The sequence below is a fragment of the Parapedobacter tibetensis genome (assembly GCF_024704835.1).
GTDB classification, from domain to species: Bacteria; Bacteroidota; Bacteroidia; order Sphingobacteriales; family Sphingobacteriaceae; genus Parapedobacter; species Parapedobacter tibetensis.
In genome coordinates this window covers 393,284-409,075 of sequence record NZ_JAMXBE010000004.1, presented here as the reverse complement: position 1 = coordinate 409,075, position 15,792 = coordinate 393,284, and the positions used below count along the sequence as shown (strand labels likewise).

Annotated in this window: 11 protein-coding genes and 1 tRNA gene; 9 read left to right on the top strand and 3 right to left on the bottom strand. The window is 45.5% G+C overall.

The features are described from left to right. Nucleotides 1-13: 13 nt before the first annotated feature. The 5 genes from NF543_RS09095 (at nt 14) to NF543_RS09075 (ending at nt 8,680) form a co-directional block, all read left to right on the top strand. A complete protein-coding gene (locus NF543_RS09095; protein WP_257667804.1) occupies nt 14-1,168 on the top strand; it encodes a FecR family protein in 1,155 nt (384 codons plus the stop codon). A gap of 133 nt (nt 1,169-1,301) precedes the next feature. Beyond that, nucleotides 1,302-4,571 (top strand): TonB-dependent receptor, encoded by a 3,270-nt coding sequence (locus NF543_RS09090; protein WP_257667803.1) that lies wholly within the window; start codon nt 1,302-1,304, stop codon nt 4,569-4,571. Between the two features lie 33 nt (nt 4,572-4,604). Beyond that, a complete protein-coding gene (locus tag NF543_RS09085; protein ID WP_257667802.1) occupies nt 4,605-6,056 on the top strand; it encodes a RagB/SusD family nutrient uptake outer membrane protein in 1,452 nt (483 codons plus the stop codon). A 54-nt stretch (nt 6,057-6,110) separates the two neighbouring features. After that, entirely contained in the window at nt 6,111-7,478 is a 1,368-nt protein-coding gene (locus tag NF543_RS09080) for an FAD-dependent oxidoreductase (protein WP_257667801.1), read from the top strand. Nucleotides 7,479-7,498: 20 nt separating this feature from the next. Then, entirely contained in the window at nt 7,499-8,680 is a 1,182-nt protein-coding gene (locus NF543_RS09075) for a hypothetical protein (RefSeq protein WP_257667800.1), read from the top strand. On the opposite strand, the gene NF543_RS09070 is transcribed toward NF543_RS09075, so the two are convergent. After that, entirely contained in the window at nt 8,677-9,903 is a 1,227-nt protein-coding gene (locus tag NF543_RS09070; protein ID WP_257667799.1) for a Coenzyme F420 hydrogenase/dehydrogenase, beta subunit C-terminal domain, read from the bottom strand. The genes NF543_RS09075 and NF543_RS09070 overlap by 4 nt on opposite strands. Nucleotides 9,904-9,913: 10 nt before the next feature. Further along, on the bottom strand, nt 9,914-11,122 hold the full coding sequence (locus NF543_RS09065) for a polysaccharide pyruvyl transferase family protein (RefSeq protein ID WP_257667798.1): 1,209 nt from the start codon (nt 11,120-11,122) through the stop codon (nt 9,914-9,916). A gap of 179 nt (nt 11,123-11,301) precedes the next feature. On the opposite strand from NF543_RS09065, the gene NF543_RS09060 reads away from it, so the two are divergent. The 4 genes from NF543_RS09060 (at nt 11,302) to NF543_RS09045 (ending at nt 14,730) form a co-directional block, all read left to right on the top strand. After that, entirely contained in the window at nt 11,302-11,718 is a 417-nt protein-coding gene (locus NF543_RS09060; RefSeq protein WP_257667797.1) for an OsmC family protein, read from the top strand. A gap of 35 nt (nt 11,719-11,753) precedes the next feature. After that, nucleotides 11,754-11,826 (top strand) — tRNA-Thr (locus tag NF543_RS09055). 73 nt (nt 11,827-11,899) lie between these two features. Further along, nucleotides 11,900-12,838, top strand: coding sequence for a hydrogen peroxide-inducible genes activator (locus tag NF543_RS09050; protein ID WP_257667796.1), 939 nt, complete (start codon nt 11,900-11,902; stop codon nt 12,836-12,838). Between the two features lie 95 nt (nt 12,839-12,933). Further along, nucleotides 12,934-14,730: a chloride channel protein gene (locus tag NF543_RS09045; RefSeq protein WP_257667795.1), complete on the top strand. Its 1,797-nt coding sequence runs from the start codon at nt 12,934-12,936 to the stop codon at nt 14,728-14,730. 93 nt (nt 14,731-14,823) lie between these two features. Here NF543_RS09045 and NF543_RS09040 read toward each other — a convergent pair whose 3' ends face one another. After that, entirely contained in the window at nt 14,824-15,564 is a 741-nt protein-coding gene (locus tag NF543_RS09040; RefSeq protein WP_257667794.1) for a 3-keto-alpha-glucoside-1,2-lyase-like domain-containing protein, read from the bottom strand. Between the last annotated feature and the right edge of the window lie 228 nt (nt 15,565-15,792).

Genomic DNA, 15,792 nt, shown 5'->3' with positions numbered 1-15,792 from the left:
TAGTAATTACAGTATGGAACCCAGCTACGAAGATATTAGACGACTATATATTGAGAAAATTTCCGGCGTTATTTCGGAAGCGGATAGTGCGCTGCTAGCCTCGTGGTTGGCAACGGATATAAAGGCGCAGCAAATTTGGCAAACCTTGGAAAAGGAAGGACGCCAATTGAATCTGAGTGACTTTATGGAGGGAATTGATTCCGGTGCTGACCTGCTGCAGGTAAAGCAAAGGGCTGGTACCCTTCCAACCAGAAGAGTTATCCCTTTTATGCGCTATGCAGCGGCAATGACCTTTTTTCTCTTGGTTGGTGCGGGCTTTTTTATCCTTAGAAAAACAGATAGGGGAGCGTCGTTAGGCGACGATCCAATAACCTTTGCTGCCTCGGTGGAGGATAGTCCGTATGTGCAGCTCAGCACAGACGACGGGCAGTCCGTTAACTTACAACATCAAACGACAATACGTGCCCTTAGGCTAAACGGTATAGCAATCAATGCCTCTGCCAGTGAACTTGAATCTATCCATTCCGATGCAATAGCCGTTGTGATGAGCACGCTCAGTGTGCCCGCAAAAGGCGCATACAAAGTCACCCTGCCGGATGGTTCCAAGGTATGGTTAAACGCGGAATCCAAGCTGCGTTTTCCATCCCGGTTTATTGGCGGTTCAAGGGAAGTTTACCTCGATGGGGAAGGTTATTTTGAGGTAACGACCGATTTGGCAAAGCCTTTTATCGTCCATGCTGGAGATACCAAAGTGCGCGTACTTGGAACACGTTTCAACCTACGGACATACGAACAGCAGGCCATACAAACTGCATTGGTAGATGGAAGCGTGCAGCTAACCACTGAAAACGGTGAAAGCATGCGACTCGAACCGGGGTATGCGGCCACATACAATGGTAAGGGCTTCTCGAAAGCCTCCTTTGATGCCACCGAAATATTGGCCTGGATGGATGGCGTCCATTATTTTCATAATGCATCCCTTGAAGAGTTGGCTAAGACCATCAACCGTTGGTACGGTTTATCGGTCACCTTTGAAAATCCTCAACTCGTTCACCAAACGATCACCGGGCTCATGGAAAAGGATGATATCGCTTACTTCCTAGCTGATCTAAAATCATCTACCGGCATAAAACACAGGCTTGTTGGCGATGTGTTATACCTCAAGTGATAAAAAAAACATTTTTCCTTTCACCCATTTCATTCCCTATGGTGTAGTTCTTTTAACCAAGGGTAGTTCACGGTTTTATGCTTAAGCGTATATGGCCAATTACCCAGAAAATTATATAACCATATTAACTCAGATGAAGAATAGGATTTTAAACCAAAGCATCAGATGCATGACGCTTCTGCCATTGTTCCTTATGGTATTGCAGGGGGCCGTGCTTGCAAAGAACGAGAAACAAGAGCTCATGGGAAGATCGGTTACCATGAAGGGCCGCAACGTGTCGTTGGCCACGGCATTTGCCATGATCAAGAAACAAACCGACTTGACGGTGTTTTACGGCAACAATCTGCTGGATGATAAGGAAAGGGTAACCTTTGATTTCAAAAGCAAAGCACTTAATGAGGTGCTGGATATCCTTTTGGAAGGCAAAGGCCTCCGGTACGAAATGCGAAGGAATCGCGTAATCGTTCTGGAAAAAATCACTGCACGCCCTACTTCCCCGGCCATAATTCAGGAGCAGCAGTCCATAACCGGAAAAGTAGCTGATCAGCGGGGGCCAGTGGAAAATGTGACTGTCAGCGTAAAGGGTGCAAACCGCGGTAGCTCAACAGACGGTAATGGAAACTATACCATCAATGCTGCGGTAGGGGAGGTATTGGTGTTTAGCCGGATCGGTTATATACAACAAGAAGTTGTGGTTGGTTCGGAAACCACCATCAACATTACATTGGTAGAAAGCATACAGGATATCGACGAAGTTGTGGTTATCGGTTACGGTACTGTTCGCAAAAGAGACTTGACAGGTTCCGTTTCCCAGGTCAAATCGCAAGAAATAAATGCTTTCCCTAATGCCAATGTTATTCAATCACTCTCTGGAAGAGCCGCCGGCGTCCAGATCCGCCAAAGCTCTGGAGCTCCGGGACCGGGTATGAGTGTGCGTATCCGTGGTGGTAATTCTATTCAAGGGAGCAATGAGCCATTATATGTAATTGACGGGTTCCCTATCTCGGGTAATACCCCCAGTCCCACACATATAAACACCGCTGATATAGAAAGTGTTGAAATTTTAAAAGACGCATCAGCAACAGCTATATATGGTTCAAGAGGAGCAAACGGTGTTGTAATGATTACAACCAAGAGAGGTAAGGATGGACTCACAAGTGTCAATTTTGAGACCAGTTTTGGATCTCAAAGCGTGATTAAGAAGTTAGATTTGATGAACGCCAGTGAATATGCACGGTTTTATAATATCCAAGCTGCAAACGACAATATCCCCGCTTATTTTACCGAAGAGGAGGTAGCTGGATTTGGCGAGGGATATAATTGGCAGGATCTCCTATTTACGAGAGCCCCCATATCTACTGCCGCGCTGAATGTGAGTGGTGGTAACGAGAAAACTCAATTTTCAGTTTCAGGCAGCTATTATGGACAAGATGGAATCATACAAGGAAGTGATTACACGAGGTATTCCCTGCGCAGCAGCCTCAACCATAAAATCAGTGATTTGTTTAGTGTAGAGTTGAACAGTACCCTATCTCGCTTGAAAACCAGCAGAAGGGATAATGGTGGTGGCAGTAGAGGCAGTTCGATGTTTGGTGGTGCATTGGTAGCTCCGCCTACCTTAACACCTTACAATGAAGATGGATCGTACCGGGTATTACACACCGCATACACGTTCTTGGCCGGAGAACTCAGAAATCCAATTAATTTCATCAATGAACAAACCGGTATTGTCAGGGCAAATGTGGCTCTTGTCAATGCCGCCCTCCTTTATAACATTACCCCTGACTTGGTACTAAAAATAGCTGGAGGTATTGAGAATAGGGACGACCGAACGGATAATTACACCAGTACCCGTTTTTTTAACAGCCCAGGCACTGCCTCCATATCCACGTTGCAGTTGACCAGCCTGTTGAATGAAAACACGCTGAGTTATAATAAAACCTTTGCGGATAAGCACACCATCTCTGCGGTGGCCGGCTTTACCTACCAAGATTTTCTTTCCACCCCTTTTAGTGGGAGTGGCTCAGGATTCTTAAGTGATATTTTCGAGACTTATAATATTGGTGCTGCTAGTAACCACACCCCATCAAGTTCCAATTATATCAAATCAGTATTACTTTCTTATTTGGGTCGCGTAAACTATAATTATGATGATCGGTACTTGGCCACTGTCAGTATCCGTCGCGATGGTTCTTCACGTTATAGCGAGGGACTTCAGTGGGGGAATTTTCCTTCAGCAGCGTTGGCTTGGCGTGTTTCAAATGAATCGTTCATGGCCGGCCAAACGGCCATTTCAGACCTGAAGTTACGTGCCAGTTGGGGGTTGACTGGCAGCCAGGCCATTGATCCTTATATTACCCAAAACATTCTCGTTAATGATGTGATTATTCTGGGTAATGAATTTCACAATACATTTGCACCAAACACCGCATTACCGGGGACATTGAAATGGGAAACCACGGAGCAAATGGATTTCGGCCTTGATCTAGGTTTTTTGAATAACCGGGTTTTGTTGACAGCAGATTATTACGTCAAGAATACACGTAATCTGTTAAGTCCTGTTTCCCTACCGTCTTCTATGGGATACAGTATAACCACACAAAATGTGGGCAGGGTACGGAATAAGGGATTCGAGTTTGGGGTTGATAGCCGTATCCTAGAAGGAGCATTTACCTGGGACGTGAATACAAATATAGCTTTTAACCGTAATAAAGTTATCGAACTTTATTACGGGGAAGATCTGCTCCGAGACCGGGTTGGTGTTACCATAGTCAATGATGTGACCAGCATCTTGAGGGAAGGGAGGCCCGTCGGTCAATTCTGGGGTTACCTAGAAGATGGCTACGATGAAAATGGCCGGATTGTCTATAAGGATGTAAATGAAGACAATGTCGTCAATGCGAGTGATAAAACGTATATTGGTGACCCGAACCCCAAGTTTATCTATGGTTTTAATTCAACTGTGGCCTATAAAAACTTCGAGCTGAATGTGTTTTTTCAGGGTATTTATGGAAACGATATCTTCAATGTGAGTTCTATTTCTACAGTTGATTATGGGTTTGGTCTGAATTTGCCGAATGAAGTTCTCTATGACCACTGGACGCCTGAGAATCCGAATGCCAAATATCCACGCATAAGCAGGAACTCTAATGTACAGATTTCCGACCGTTTTATCGAAGACGGCTCTTATTTGAGGCTGAAGAATATCATGCTCGGCTATAATTTACCCGTGCAGACCCTGGGCATACGTTGGACAAAAAGCCTGAACGTGTATGTCAGTGGTCAGAATCTTTGGACAATAACTAATTATTCATGGTGGGATCCAGAAACAAATTTCAGGCAAGACTGGAATGGGTACCCCATTGCAAAAACGGTAACATTTGGACTCCGTGCTGGTTTTTAACTATAGACTATCAAGAAAGATTGGAATACGATTATGAAAAAGTTAATAATAATAATGGTCGTTGGCTTTCTGTTCTCTGCCTGCAATAAGTGGTTGGAGGAGAAACCCAAGCAAATAGCCGAATTCGTATTTTATAATACGGCGGCAGAAGTGGAAACGGCGGTGAATGCCATATTGCTGCCATTACGAAAGGCCCGAGAGGCTCGAATGGCCAACTACATCGCTACTTTGGAATGCCAATCGGATTGGATGGTGGGGCGTGGATCGTGGGAGCCGCTAAGCTTGTATCAAGGGCTCAATGATGTCAATATTACGCGTGTGTCAAGTTTATGGGACGCATTTTATGTAGCTATACGTAATGCCAACCTAGTGATATTAAATACCCCATCTGGAACCAGTATCAGCCAACAGGACAAGGATAAATATCTTGGTGAAGCTAGGTTCCTGCGAGCCTATTTGTATTATCAACTGGTACAGAATTGGGGAGCGATTCCACTCCGTACAGAAGAGAATATGAATCAGCGGGATTTGCCTAGAAGCAGCCCTGATGTTATTTATGAGTTGATTGTAAGCGATTTGCTGGAAGCGGAAGTAAATTTGCCAGCCACGGCTTCTGTCAGTGGCCGCCCTACCAAATGGGCTGCAAAAACATTGCTGGCGGAGATGTTTTTGCAATTGGGACGGAATGAGGAAGCGGCGATGCGTGCCCAAGAGGTGATAGAGCAAGGGGGATTTAGCTTAGTGAAGATCAACTCTGTGAGTGATATTCAAACCAAAATATTTGGGCCTGAGATTAGCAGCAGCAGTGAAGAGATCTTTGCGCTGAAATATGCGCGTATAGTAGAGCAGGGTAATTATATTTTGTGGATTTCCAACCACCCGAGTACCAAATTATTTACATCGGAAGGTGTAGGTGCTTATGCGGTGCATGGTGATGCTAGCAACCCAAATTATGTAAATTGGGATGATACCGATATCCGTAAAGGCATGTGGGATAGGATAAATTATGGAAATGCACCTAATGCCCTTATTAGTTCAAAGTATGCTGATCCACAAGCGATAAGCCAATATGGGGCTGGTAATGATCAGCCCATATACCGGTATCCAGATGCATTGCTGCTATATGCTGAAGCAGCTGCTCGTTCTGAGAATGCTGTTAGCGTAGCGGCCATGGAAGCTTTGAATAAAGTACACCGACGTGCATACGGGCATAACCCCGACGCAACATCCGAGGTAGATTTAGACGCCGCTGATTTTACAGCCGAGACATTCATTGATCGTGTCATACAAGAGCGTGGTTATGAATTTATATATGAAGGAAAGCGTTGGTTGGAACTTAAAAGAACTGGTAAGTTGGATGAACTTATTCAATATGGCAAAGGAAAAACGGTAACAGAAAAACACCTATTATGGCCTATCCCGCTTTCTGAATTGAACTATAATGATGCGATTGATCCGGTGTCAGACCAGAATCCCGGGTATTGAAATATGGGTTGTCTTGCAACGTTATATATTGACTAGTGAAAGATCGAAGTGATCATGGAAAAAATGAAAAGACGATCAGCTATTGCCACCATAGGGGCGGTTTCACTGGGGCTTGCTTCGCCCCGGCTGCTCAAGGCTGATGTGCTGCAAAAACCTTACGCTGTAAAGAAAGAAATACTAAAAACGGATATCCTGGTTATCGGCGGTGGCACGGCCGGCGTTATAGCGGCCATACAGGCCGGTCGCGCCGGCTGTAGTACCATCCTTGTTGAGAACGGCAGCATGTTGGGAGGCACCACCACCACGGGCGGTGTTTCCTTTCCCGGCATTTTCTTTGCCTGGGGTAAGCAAATAATCAGCGGTATTGGTTGGGAACTAGTTCAGGAAGCGGTAACCCTTAATGATGATGAGCTTCCTGACTTTTCCCGGCCGCATGGCAGGCAGCATTGGCACCATCAGGTACGGGTCAACGGCCCCCTGTATGCCATACTGGCCGAGGAAAAATGCATAGAGGCGGGGGTAAGCTTGCGATTCTATGAGACCCCGGTCAACATTACGGGCAATAGGAATGGATGGACGGTAACCACCATGGGCAAAGGAACACAGACGGAAATCCAATGCAACCAGCTGATCGACTGCACGGGCAATGCCTATGCAGCGTCTATAGCGGGCCTTAGCGTGTTGCGCGAAGCCGAAACACAACCGGGAACGTTGATGTTTGAAATTGGCGGGTATGATTATAATCGCCTGGATATGGATATGGTAAAAAGCCGGTTTAGCGAAGCCGTTCAGCGCGGGGAATTGGTGAAAGGTGAGTTCTATAATGTAGACGCATTATTGCGCAGTGGGGGTGACAATGTACAACATGTGGCCGGTGCAGACTCCACCACATCGGAGACTCATACCGTGGCCAATATCGCGGGTCGCGCTTCCTTACTCCGGACCGTCCGTTTCCTGCGGACCTTGCCCGGCCTCGAAAAATTAAAAATACTGGACATGCAAAATGAAACAGCCGTCAGGGAAACCTACCGTATAGACGGTCTGTATCAAGTAACCCAAGAGGATTACGTAACCGGAAGGGTATTTGATGATGCCGTTTCTTATTCTTACTATCCCATTGACCTGCATGACGAGCATGGCGTTATACCCAAACAGCTAAAGGAGGGCATGGTTGCCACGGTGCCTTTGCGTTCGTTGATCCCAAAAAACAGCCGGAATTTTTTGGTGGCAGGGCGTTGCCTAAGCAGCGATAGATTGGCCAACTCAGCGCTGCGGGTTCAAGCTTCCTGCATGGGAATGGGCCAAGCTGCCTCGGCAGCCGCTGTACTGGCCAATCAGCAAGGAAAATCACCGCATGAAATAAGCATCGCTGCGCTCCATGAGCTGTTGGCGGCACACGGTGCAGTCGTACCAACTGTATAATATCCTAATGGGATTGGATAATGCGTGGACAATATAGGTGGTTACCAATCGGGTTAAAGAAATGGACATTATTCGGTTTATTGCTGGCATGCCACACGGGCCAAGCCCAAAACACGCCATGGGCAACCCGTTATTTCCGTAATCAGACCGTTTCATTTAAAACGCATGAAGTCAAGCCATTTGTGGTAGAAGTGAATAATACGGGTTATCGCGATACGCTTTATCAGGCTCTTTCCGAAAATGGCGAGCCGGTCTACTATTACCGCAAGATTTTGCAAGAGGTGTGTTTTGAGGGGGAATGCCGGCTTTTGAACGCCTATTTGTATTGGAATATTACAGGCAGCTATTTAGGCTTGGAACTTCCACCTGAGGAATTTTTGAGCAAGTCTGAACATACACCATTCGTGCCGAGTGAATATGCTGAGTTAAACAAGATTTTGGCGGATTCCTTGTCGCCACTTGCCAATTTCGCATACGAGGATCTTATCGTCAAGGATCGTAAACCACCCTCAGGGCTGGATGCCGTGACGGGTGCGACGACAACGAATATCGCCGGATATGTGGTGGATGGAGCGGTGTATACCACCCATACCTTATGGCATTTGGTGTATGGTCCAACAAGGCAGGAAGTCATGCGCTTAACAGCGGAAGTGCTGACTCCCGAATTATTGGGAGAGATCTTGCAAAGTGCAGATATGGGCGATAGATATTGGGCACTGAACCACATCAGTCACTTGCAGCGATTGCCTCGACAACTGGCCAAACAAGTTTTAGCGTTAATGGATGATAAGCAATACAATCTCTCGGAGCGCGCCATAAGCAGCCTACAGCCCCAGCAACTAGGGGATGGTTTCTTGCAAGGTGAAATCGTGAAAAAAATTGATCAGGTAGGGTATAGCTTGAAACCTCAATTGATTGTTAAACTGGGAGAAGCCCCTTTTTTGACTGAAGGTGTCGCCCAGCAATTGGCCACCTACCTGAAGCAGTCAAATGGCAAACCATTGATCACGATTTTTGATGTGTTGCAAAAACAACAGGTATCCGAACCAAAGGTACTTTCCATAGTTTCGGACCTCCTGGCAAACGAAAATCGCTTTATAGCAAATAACGCCTATAAATTCCTAAGTGGAATAGCGATAAAAGATCGGGTAATCTTGGGAAAGATGGAAGCTTATGAAGCTAGGCTGGCTGATGGGTATTAATCACCAACCGTTTGCTTCTTCATCTTAGACCTCACGCGGCGAAATGTGCCCCAAAAATCCTTTAAAAGGATGATTTTGTCTGATAACAATGACGCATTAAAGAATTGCAATTTTCTGAAATTAAGTCGTTTACCGGTTCCTATCCAAAAAGCGAGCATCCTAGACCCCGCCCTTATTCTGCGGTTGTACTGATAGGGCTGCATGAGCGCTATTTTATCTGCACTTAAAGGTTGTAGTACCATATTGCCGGCTTGCTGCGCCATTTTTAATACGGTTTCGCCTGCAGGTGTGCGAGCGAGAACCAAGCTCCAGCCCTCTTTTTCTGAAAAATCAGGATACCCATCTTTGGTTTCCCAAGCATCACCTACAGCAATATCAGCCTGTATGCCTATACCCTCTGGGCATATCTTACAACGAAAGTGTAAGTAGCGATTCAGTGTTTTACCCCAGGAATCATTATAACTTTGCTGGTAATGCCTTTGCTTGCTATCTGTAAATGTGAAATAACCCGGCCAGCCATGTCCCCGATAAGTTAGATTTGTTATGGGAGGGGTAGCTTCCTGATCGTCAATAATAGCTTGCGTACCCTTAATGGATGGCATACCTGCACACATAATGGCCACAGTAAGCTTGAGGCGCTCCTTATATCGCGGGTATTCCTTTAAAAAGTTTTTCAAGGCCGAAATATCACATGGCTTCCCGATAAAACAAAACGTGTCATTACTACTGTCGAGTAATTCCAATATGTTATTAAAAACCAATGCGGGCGCATACCTTGAGGACGCACAATGAAGCACATGATCACGCGTTCGTGATACCTGAAGGCTATTACGCCGGAAATCGCTGCTATCACCACCCACCTGCAATACAGCATTCACCTGTTTGGTTTTCAGCATATGGATGGCGATGGCGCTCACGATACCGCCCGAAGAGCCTTTATCTCGCACATCCGAATCTGTCGCATAACCAGATAGAAGCAATCTTATTCTTCCCCAAATTCGCTCATTTCTACCAAAAGGGATGTCATTTACAATGTTAAGGCCGGGGCAGATGCGCGCAATGATCGCTTCCCTATGTGCAATGCTATGTTTTACTTCTGGATGAAAAAAACCATCCAAGCCAAGCTGTATATGTACATGCTCAGATCCGCAAACGCTTTCACAAAGACCGCAACCGAGGCATAACCCACGGTTATCAATTTGTTGAATGACAGAGCCTGCCATAGACTAATAATTAGTCAGTAAGAACCTTATGAAGTATTTCTTTCAAAGATACTAAACGTGGTGCAATTATGGTGCTATTGCTATGGTCTACTTTTGCTTTCAATTCATGGCGATTTCCGTATGCCTCCTTCAGACCAGTAAAAACGGTGTTATTGTCGTCATTTACGCAGTCGCCTAGCCAAGGATACTGCAGTGTGTCGGCAAACAGGCCATTGAACTTACGGCTGTACGCCATCGGATAAACGGGTACACCGGTGGAAAAAGCAGCGATACAAGCATGCATGCGAGCACCGGTAAAGAAATCAAGGCCGCTGATGTACCCCTTTGCGGCAATGGGTGTGGCAAACCTTGGGGCAACGATAGCTTGTGGAAACTCTTGCTTCAAGGCTTCTGCCGCTTTATAGTCGTCTTCTATGGGGTGGTGGTCGGGTATGACATGCGATACAAGATGTATTTGCACATGCTGTTGTTGGGCGAAATAATGTAGGGTATCCAATACCAGCTTTTTATAATCCGTTTTCATGCCAAACTGGTTGCCGCCAGTATAACCGCCGTTCCAAAGCAGTCCAGATATATTGATGCCTACATGAATATTATTTGGCTCAAATTGCCCTGGAACATAAGGCATATAAAAGGCCACATCAATGCTTTCCGCAAGCTTTTCCTTGGATAACTGGGTTGCTGTATATTCATAGCTCCGTCGATCCCGGCTGATTACCAGATCTGCGTATCCCATTGCATGGAAAGCTGATTTCTCATTCCCGGGGTTCTTAAAAGGACCGATGGTTTGCGGTAGCAATACCAGCTTTTTTACCCTCTTTCCAAAGTAAATTTTGCTGTTTCTGATTTTTCTGAACCTTACATCGCCATAGATGTCGGTAAAACTATCACCCTCTGCAATGTCAAAAGCGTAATCGATGGCTTTGATATCAGGCAATCTGTGTTTCTTCGGAAATAACAACAACTTGATACGCCATTTCCAGTCGTGGAAATCAAGGCCGGGAATGTTCCTGAAATGGATAATCCTATCGCCGATCGCAATTTCGTCGACCCCCATTCTTTCGCTACCAAAAAAAGAAAAATCCGCCTGAAGGCCATGCTCCTCGATGATATCATGTAAAAGAGCTAAGGAAGAATAAGCGAGCGCGGCGACACCTAGGTTTTTGTTGTAGGGGTTGGCCCAAATAATTCCTATCTGTATTTTTTTATTGTGGTTCATTACCATTCCCATTCATGAATAGTGCCAATTATAGCCATTATTGTCTGGACGACCATAAAAATTTTATAGTGCATATGCATTTCTTGTTTTCCAGCTTTATTCATTAACTTTATTGCCTTGTAAGAGGAAAGAAACCATACCTCGAAATTCGTTCCAATAACTATTAAAAAGAGAAAAACATGAAATTCACCAGAACAGCAAGTGCCAACTGGCAAGGCACGGGGAAAGATGGCAAAGGTAGCCTGAGTACGCAAAGCGCAGTATTGGACCAAACGCAATACTCGTTTAAGGCCCGCTTCGAAGATGGTGTGGGTACCAATCCCGAAGAATTGATAGCCGCGGCGCATTCCGGATGTTTTACCATGCAGCTGAGTTTCCTGCTCAATGAAAAGGGCTATACGGCAAGCAACCTTGATACGGAAGCAAAAGTAACGTTTGAGGATGGTAGCATTACGCTGATAAATCTTGATCTAAAGGGATCAGTGCCTGATATTTCTAAAGAGGAATTCAGTGAAATTGCCCAGAAAGCAAAGGAAATATGCCCGATATCCAAATTATTGAACACGAAGATTGAATTGGCAATAACATTAGCCTGAATCTTTTAATTTTGCATCGGTAAATTTTCCGATGTGCCGACGTAGCTCAGTTGGTAGAGCAACGCACTCGTAACGCGTAGGTCGTAGGTTCGAATCCCATCGTCGGCTCGTTGACGCCTCTTTTCGTGAGATTAGAGGTTTTTTTTATTTTTTTTATCTTTACATCGATTTTATCGATAACATGACACTCATTCAATTAGAATATATTATAGCGGTAGATACATACCGCAGTTTTGTGGCCGCGGCTAAGAAATGTTTTGTTACCCAGCCTACGCTGAGTATGCAGATCCAGAAATTAGAAGAATCCATTGGCGCCCGGATTTTCGACCGCAGCAAGCAACCCGTTGTTCCCACCGATGTAGGAGTGGAAATCATCAGGCAGGCAAGGGTGGCGTTAATGGAGAGCCGCAAAATCAATGAGATTGTACAGCTAAAGAAGGGAGACTTGGAGGGCGAGCTGCGCATTGGGGTGATTCCCACCATTGCACCCTACCTGTTGCCACGGGTGTTGAGCGGTTTCATGCAAAAATTCCCAAAGCTTCAATTGCAGATATGGGAATATACCACGGAGAAAATCATCCATGAGCTAAAGGCAGGATTGCTTGACTGCGGTATATTGTCGACACCGGTATATGACGCGGCCTTGGCAGAACGCCCGATGTTTTATGAACCATTTGTGGCTTATGTAGCATCCAGCAGCGATTTGTTCCAGAAAAGGGAGGTGACCTCTGAAGATATATTGGCTGATAAACTTTGGCTGCTTACCGAAGGTCACTGCATGCGGGGACAGGTGCTGAATATCTGCCAACGCAAACGGAGCATGGAACCTGAGGGGACCTTTGAATATAATACGGGTAGCGTGGAAACCTTGAAACGGATGGTCGATGTCAATTCCGGAAGCACCATCTTGCCTGAACTAAGCATTGCAGATTTTGATGAGGACCAATTGTGTCGTATCCGGTATTTCCAGTCGCCGGAACCGGTGCGTGAAATCAGTATGGTGACCACCCATAACTATTTGAAAAAACAAGCTATTGATGCGTTGGAAAAGGAAATTATCGCATCCGTCCCGAAGAAATTCAAATCAAAGAAGAAAAAGGACGTCGTCGGTTTTGATTGATTTGGGGCATTCCCAAAAATTGACAAGGCATTTCCACGTTAAATCAACAGGTAAGTTGTTTTACTCCTTTTGTTGGTTTACTTTTGCCCCTACACATGCAAAAGCACCGCCCACATATTATTTACCGCCTCAACCAATGGCGGATGCGTCGGATGTCCAACCGCCATTTCCTTGTAATATTAGCCGTGGTAGTAGGGGTGTTCGGTGGCTTGGCAGCGGCAGCCCTAAAGGGACTTACTCATTCCATCGCATCATTCCTGCAAGATGATGTGCAGTGGCAGTATAAGTATTATCTCTATTTATTCTTCCCGCTTATCGGGATATTGCTAAGCGTAATGTATGTGAGGCGTTTCATTCGTAAGGGTACCTTTGAGCATGGAATGACCCCGATTATCTATGCCATATCCCGCAAGTCAAGTAGGATACAGCCCCATAACATCTATTCGCAGATCATCACCAGTGCCCTCACTATCGGGTTCGGTGGCTCGGCAGGGCTGGAAGCACCCATTGCATACAGTGGTTCGGCCATCGGTGCAAACGCCGGGCGTTTCTTTGGCCTCAACTACCGCGAGGTGACGATGTTGTTGGCTTGTGGGGCGGCGGCCGGCATTGCCGGAGCATTCAATAGTCCTGTAGCGGGAATGATTTTTGCGATTGAAATCTTACTACCCGAGTTTTCCATTCCGGCGTTTATCCCACTGCTGATGTCAGCAGCCACGGCTTCAGTGGTATCAAGATTAATCTACAGTGAACCGCTTTTCCACCTGGTAACAGATAATAATTGGGAATTTGAAGCTTTGCTCTTTTATATGCTGTTGGCCGTCATCATCGGTCTCTTCTCCATTTATTTTGCCAAAATCAGCACTTGGGCCAAGGCATTGTTTTCCAAGGTCAAGAATCCCTACCAAAAAATAGGAATGAGCGGATTGAGTCTTGGGTTGTTGATTTTCCTGTTTCCGGCCCTTTATGGCGAAGGATACTTGGCCATACAGCAAATCTTGGATGGGCGAATGGATGCCTTACTGGCGAATAGCATCTTTTCGGATTACCGGCATTTCGGCATACTGATTGTCATTTATACCGTGATTACGGTCTTTGCCAAATCAATTGCTTCACTGATTACGCTCAATAGCGGTGGCAATGGAGGGGTATTCGGTCCCAGTTTAGTGATGGGAGGGTTGTTGGGCTTTGCGTTTTCCTATGGTATTAACCTGACAGGCCTGATTGAGCTGAATGTGGCCAACTTCGTGGTGGCTGGCATGGCTGCAGCACTCAGTGGTATTATGCATGCCCCCTTGACGGCCATTTTCCTTATTGCGGAAATTACTGGTGGTTACGCCCTAATGGTTCCGTTGATGCTGGTAACCGCCATTTCCTATTTGATTAACCGGGCTACGCTGAAATATTCCATCTATACGAAAGTATTAGCAGAAAGCGGGGATTTGTTGACCCATGAAGACAAGGACCGTACGGTACTGAGCATGATGAAATTACGGTATGTGTTGGAACGTAATTTCATCATATTGCGACCTGACGAACTACCCTCAGACCGCCGGCATGATATTATCCATACCAAGCGAAACATCTTTCCGGTGGTAGATTATGATGGCAAACTGCTGGGAATTATATATAGTGAACGCCTTTTTGAAATTTTGCTGGGTGAAAATCCGGAAAAGGAAGGTAAAACGATGGGTGAATTGGCGGAGAAGCCAGTGGATATCATCCGAATGGATGCCAATATGGAATTGGTGATGCTTAAGATGAATAAGGAGGATATCTGGATATTACCTGTGCTGGACAATGAGGATAATTACATGGGGTTTGTATCAAAGTCAGCTGTATTTAACAAGTACCGGGCATTGTTAATGCGGCAGGGAACTTATTTGGAATAGCGGGTGATAGTATGCGGATGACGCAGATGCAACAGACGCCGAATCATGATTGATCCGTTAAAATCCGTTTGATCGGTATCATCCGCATTCCATTTACAATTCCTTAATGCGGATGTTGCGGTAAGCCACTACATCGCCATGGTCTTGAAGGGCAATTTTACCTTTGGGGTATTTGGCAAATCCTTCCCAATCCTTGAACTTGCTGGCGTTCAGTACTTCTTCCCATTCCGGGGTACCGATGGTGACATCAGCCGTTTGCACATCGTTTAGCCAAAGCGTGATTTGTCCATTATTTTTACGGATACGTGCTTGGTTCCATTCGCCCACAGGTTTCGGCTTTGAGACTTCTGTACTGCCAATCATATCATACAACGTACCGGCCAGGTGATTTTCGATTTTGCTGTCCGCGGCATCGATGTTGTCCAACACCTGCATCTCGGCTCCTGTGAGGTAGGTGGCGCTATATTTTGGATCTTCGTGCACACCGAAGATGATGCCGCTATTTCCCCCCGATGAGATTTTCCATTCCAGTTCGAGCTCGAAATTTTCATACTCACTATCCGTAACGATGTCTCCGCGCTCCTCACGGGCGACCTCTGGGTTGAAGCGCAACTCGCCGTCTTGCGCGGCCCACGCGGACGAGACACTATCTTTCAAATAGGTATGCCAGCCCTTGGTGGTTTTCCCATCGAATAGCGATACCCATCCGTCGTTTTCTGTGGGAGCCTCTTCATTGGTTGCACTTTCATCGTTTTCGGCTTTTTGTCCCGATCCGCAAGCGGAGAATAAAACTACAGCGAGAGCAACGGATAATAGTTTTTTCAAGTTTTCCATTTTAAAGATTTTATAGAGATTTTTGATCTATAGTTTGTTTGGCTTCAATATTACAAACTTATTTTCAAAAGCGAATGTTTTGAAGCATTATTTTTATGAAACAGGAGGTAATGATTCTCAAAATTTTCTTATAATTGCCCTTCAAACTTTACGAACCGAAATTAAGTGATTAGCCTAAACATTAACAGCCCGACCTATGTCCAAATTAAACAGAAAGTTGTGCTAATC

What these genes read in the sequence shown, in the direction of transcription:
- NF543_RS09095 (WP_257667804.1), top strand. Translation starts at nt 14, where the DNA reads ATGGAACCCAGCTACGAAGATATTAGACGACTATATATTGAGAAAATT.
- NF543_RS09090 (WP_257667803.1), top strand. Translation starts at nt 1,302, where the DNA reads ATGAAGAATAGGATTTTAAACCAAAGCATCAGATGCATGACGCTTCTG.
- NF543_RS09085 (WP_257667802.1), top strand. Translation starts at nt 4,605, where the DNA reads ATGAAAAAGTTAATAATAATAATGGTCGTTGGCTTTCTGTTCTCTGCC.
- NF543_RS09080 (WP_257667801.1), top strand. Translation starts at nt 6,111, where the DNA reads ATGGAAAAAATGAAAAGACGATCAGCTATTGCCACCATAGGGGCGGTT.
- NF543_RS09075 (WP_257667800.1), top strand. Translation starts at nt 7,499, where the DNA reads ATGCGTGGACAATATAGGTGGTTACCAATCGGGTTAAAGAAATGGACA.
- NF543_RS09070 (WP_257667799.1), bottom strand. Translation starts at nt 9,903, where the DNA reads ATGGCAGGCTCTGTCATTCAACAAATTGATAACCGTGGGTTATGCCTC.
- NF543_RS09065 (WP_257667798.1), bottom strand. Translation starts at nt 11,122, where the DNA reads ATGAACCACAATAAAAAAATACAGATAGGAATTATTTGGGCCAACCCC.
- NF543_RS09060 (WP_257667797.1), top strand. Translation starts at nt 11,302, where the DNA reads ATGAAATTCACCAGAACAGCAAGTGCCAACTGGCAAGGCACGGGGAAA.
- NF543_RS09050 (WP_257667796.1), top strand. Translation starts at nt 11,900, where the DNA reads ATGACACTCATTCAATTAGAATATATTATAGCGGTAGATACATACCGC.
- NF543_RS09045 (WP_257667795.1), top strand. Translation starts at nt 12,934, where the DNA reads ATGCAAAAGCACCGCCCACATATTATTTACCGCCTCAACCAATGGCGG.
- NF543_RS09040 (WP_257667794.1), bottom strand. Translation starts at nt 15,564, where the DNA reads ATGGAAAACTTGAAAAAACTATTATCCGTTGCTCTCGCTGTAGTTTTA.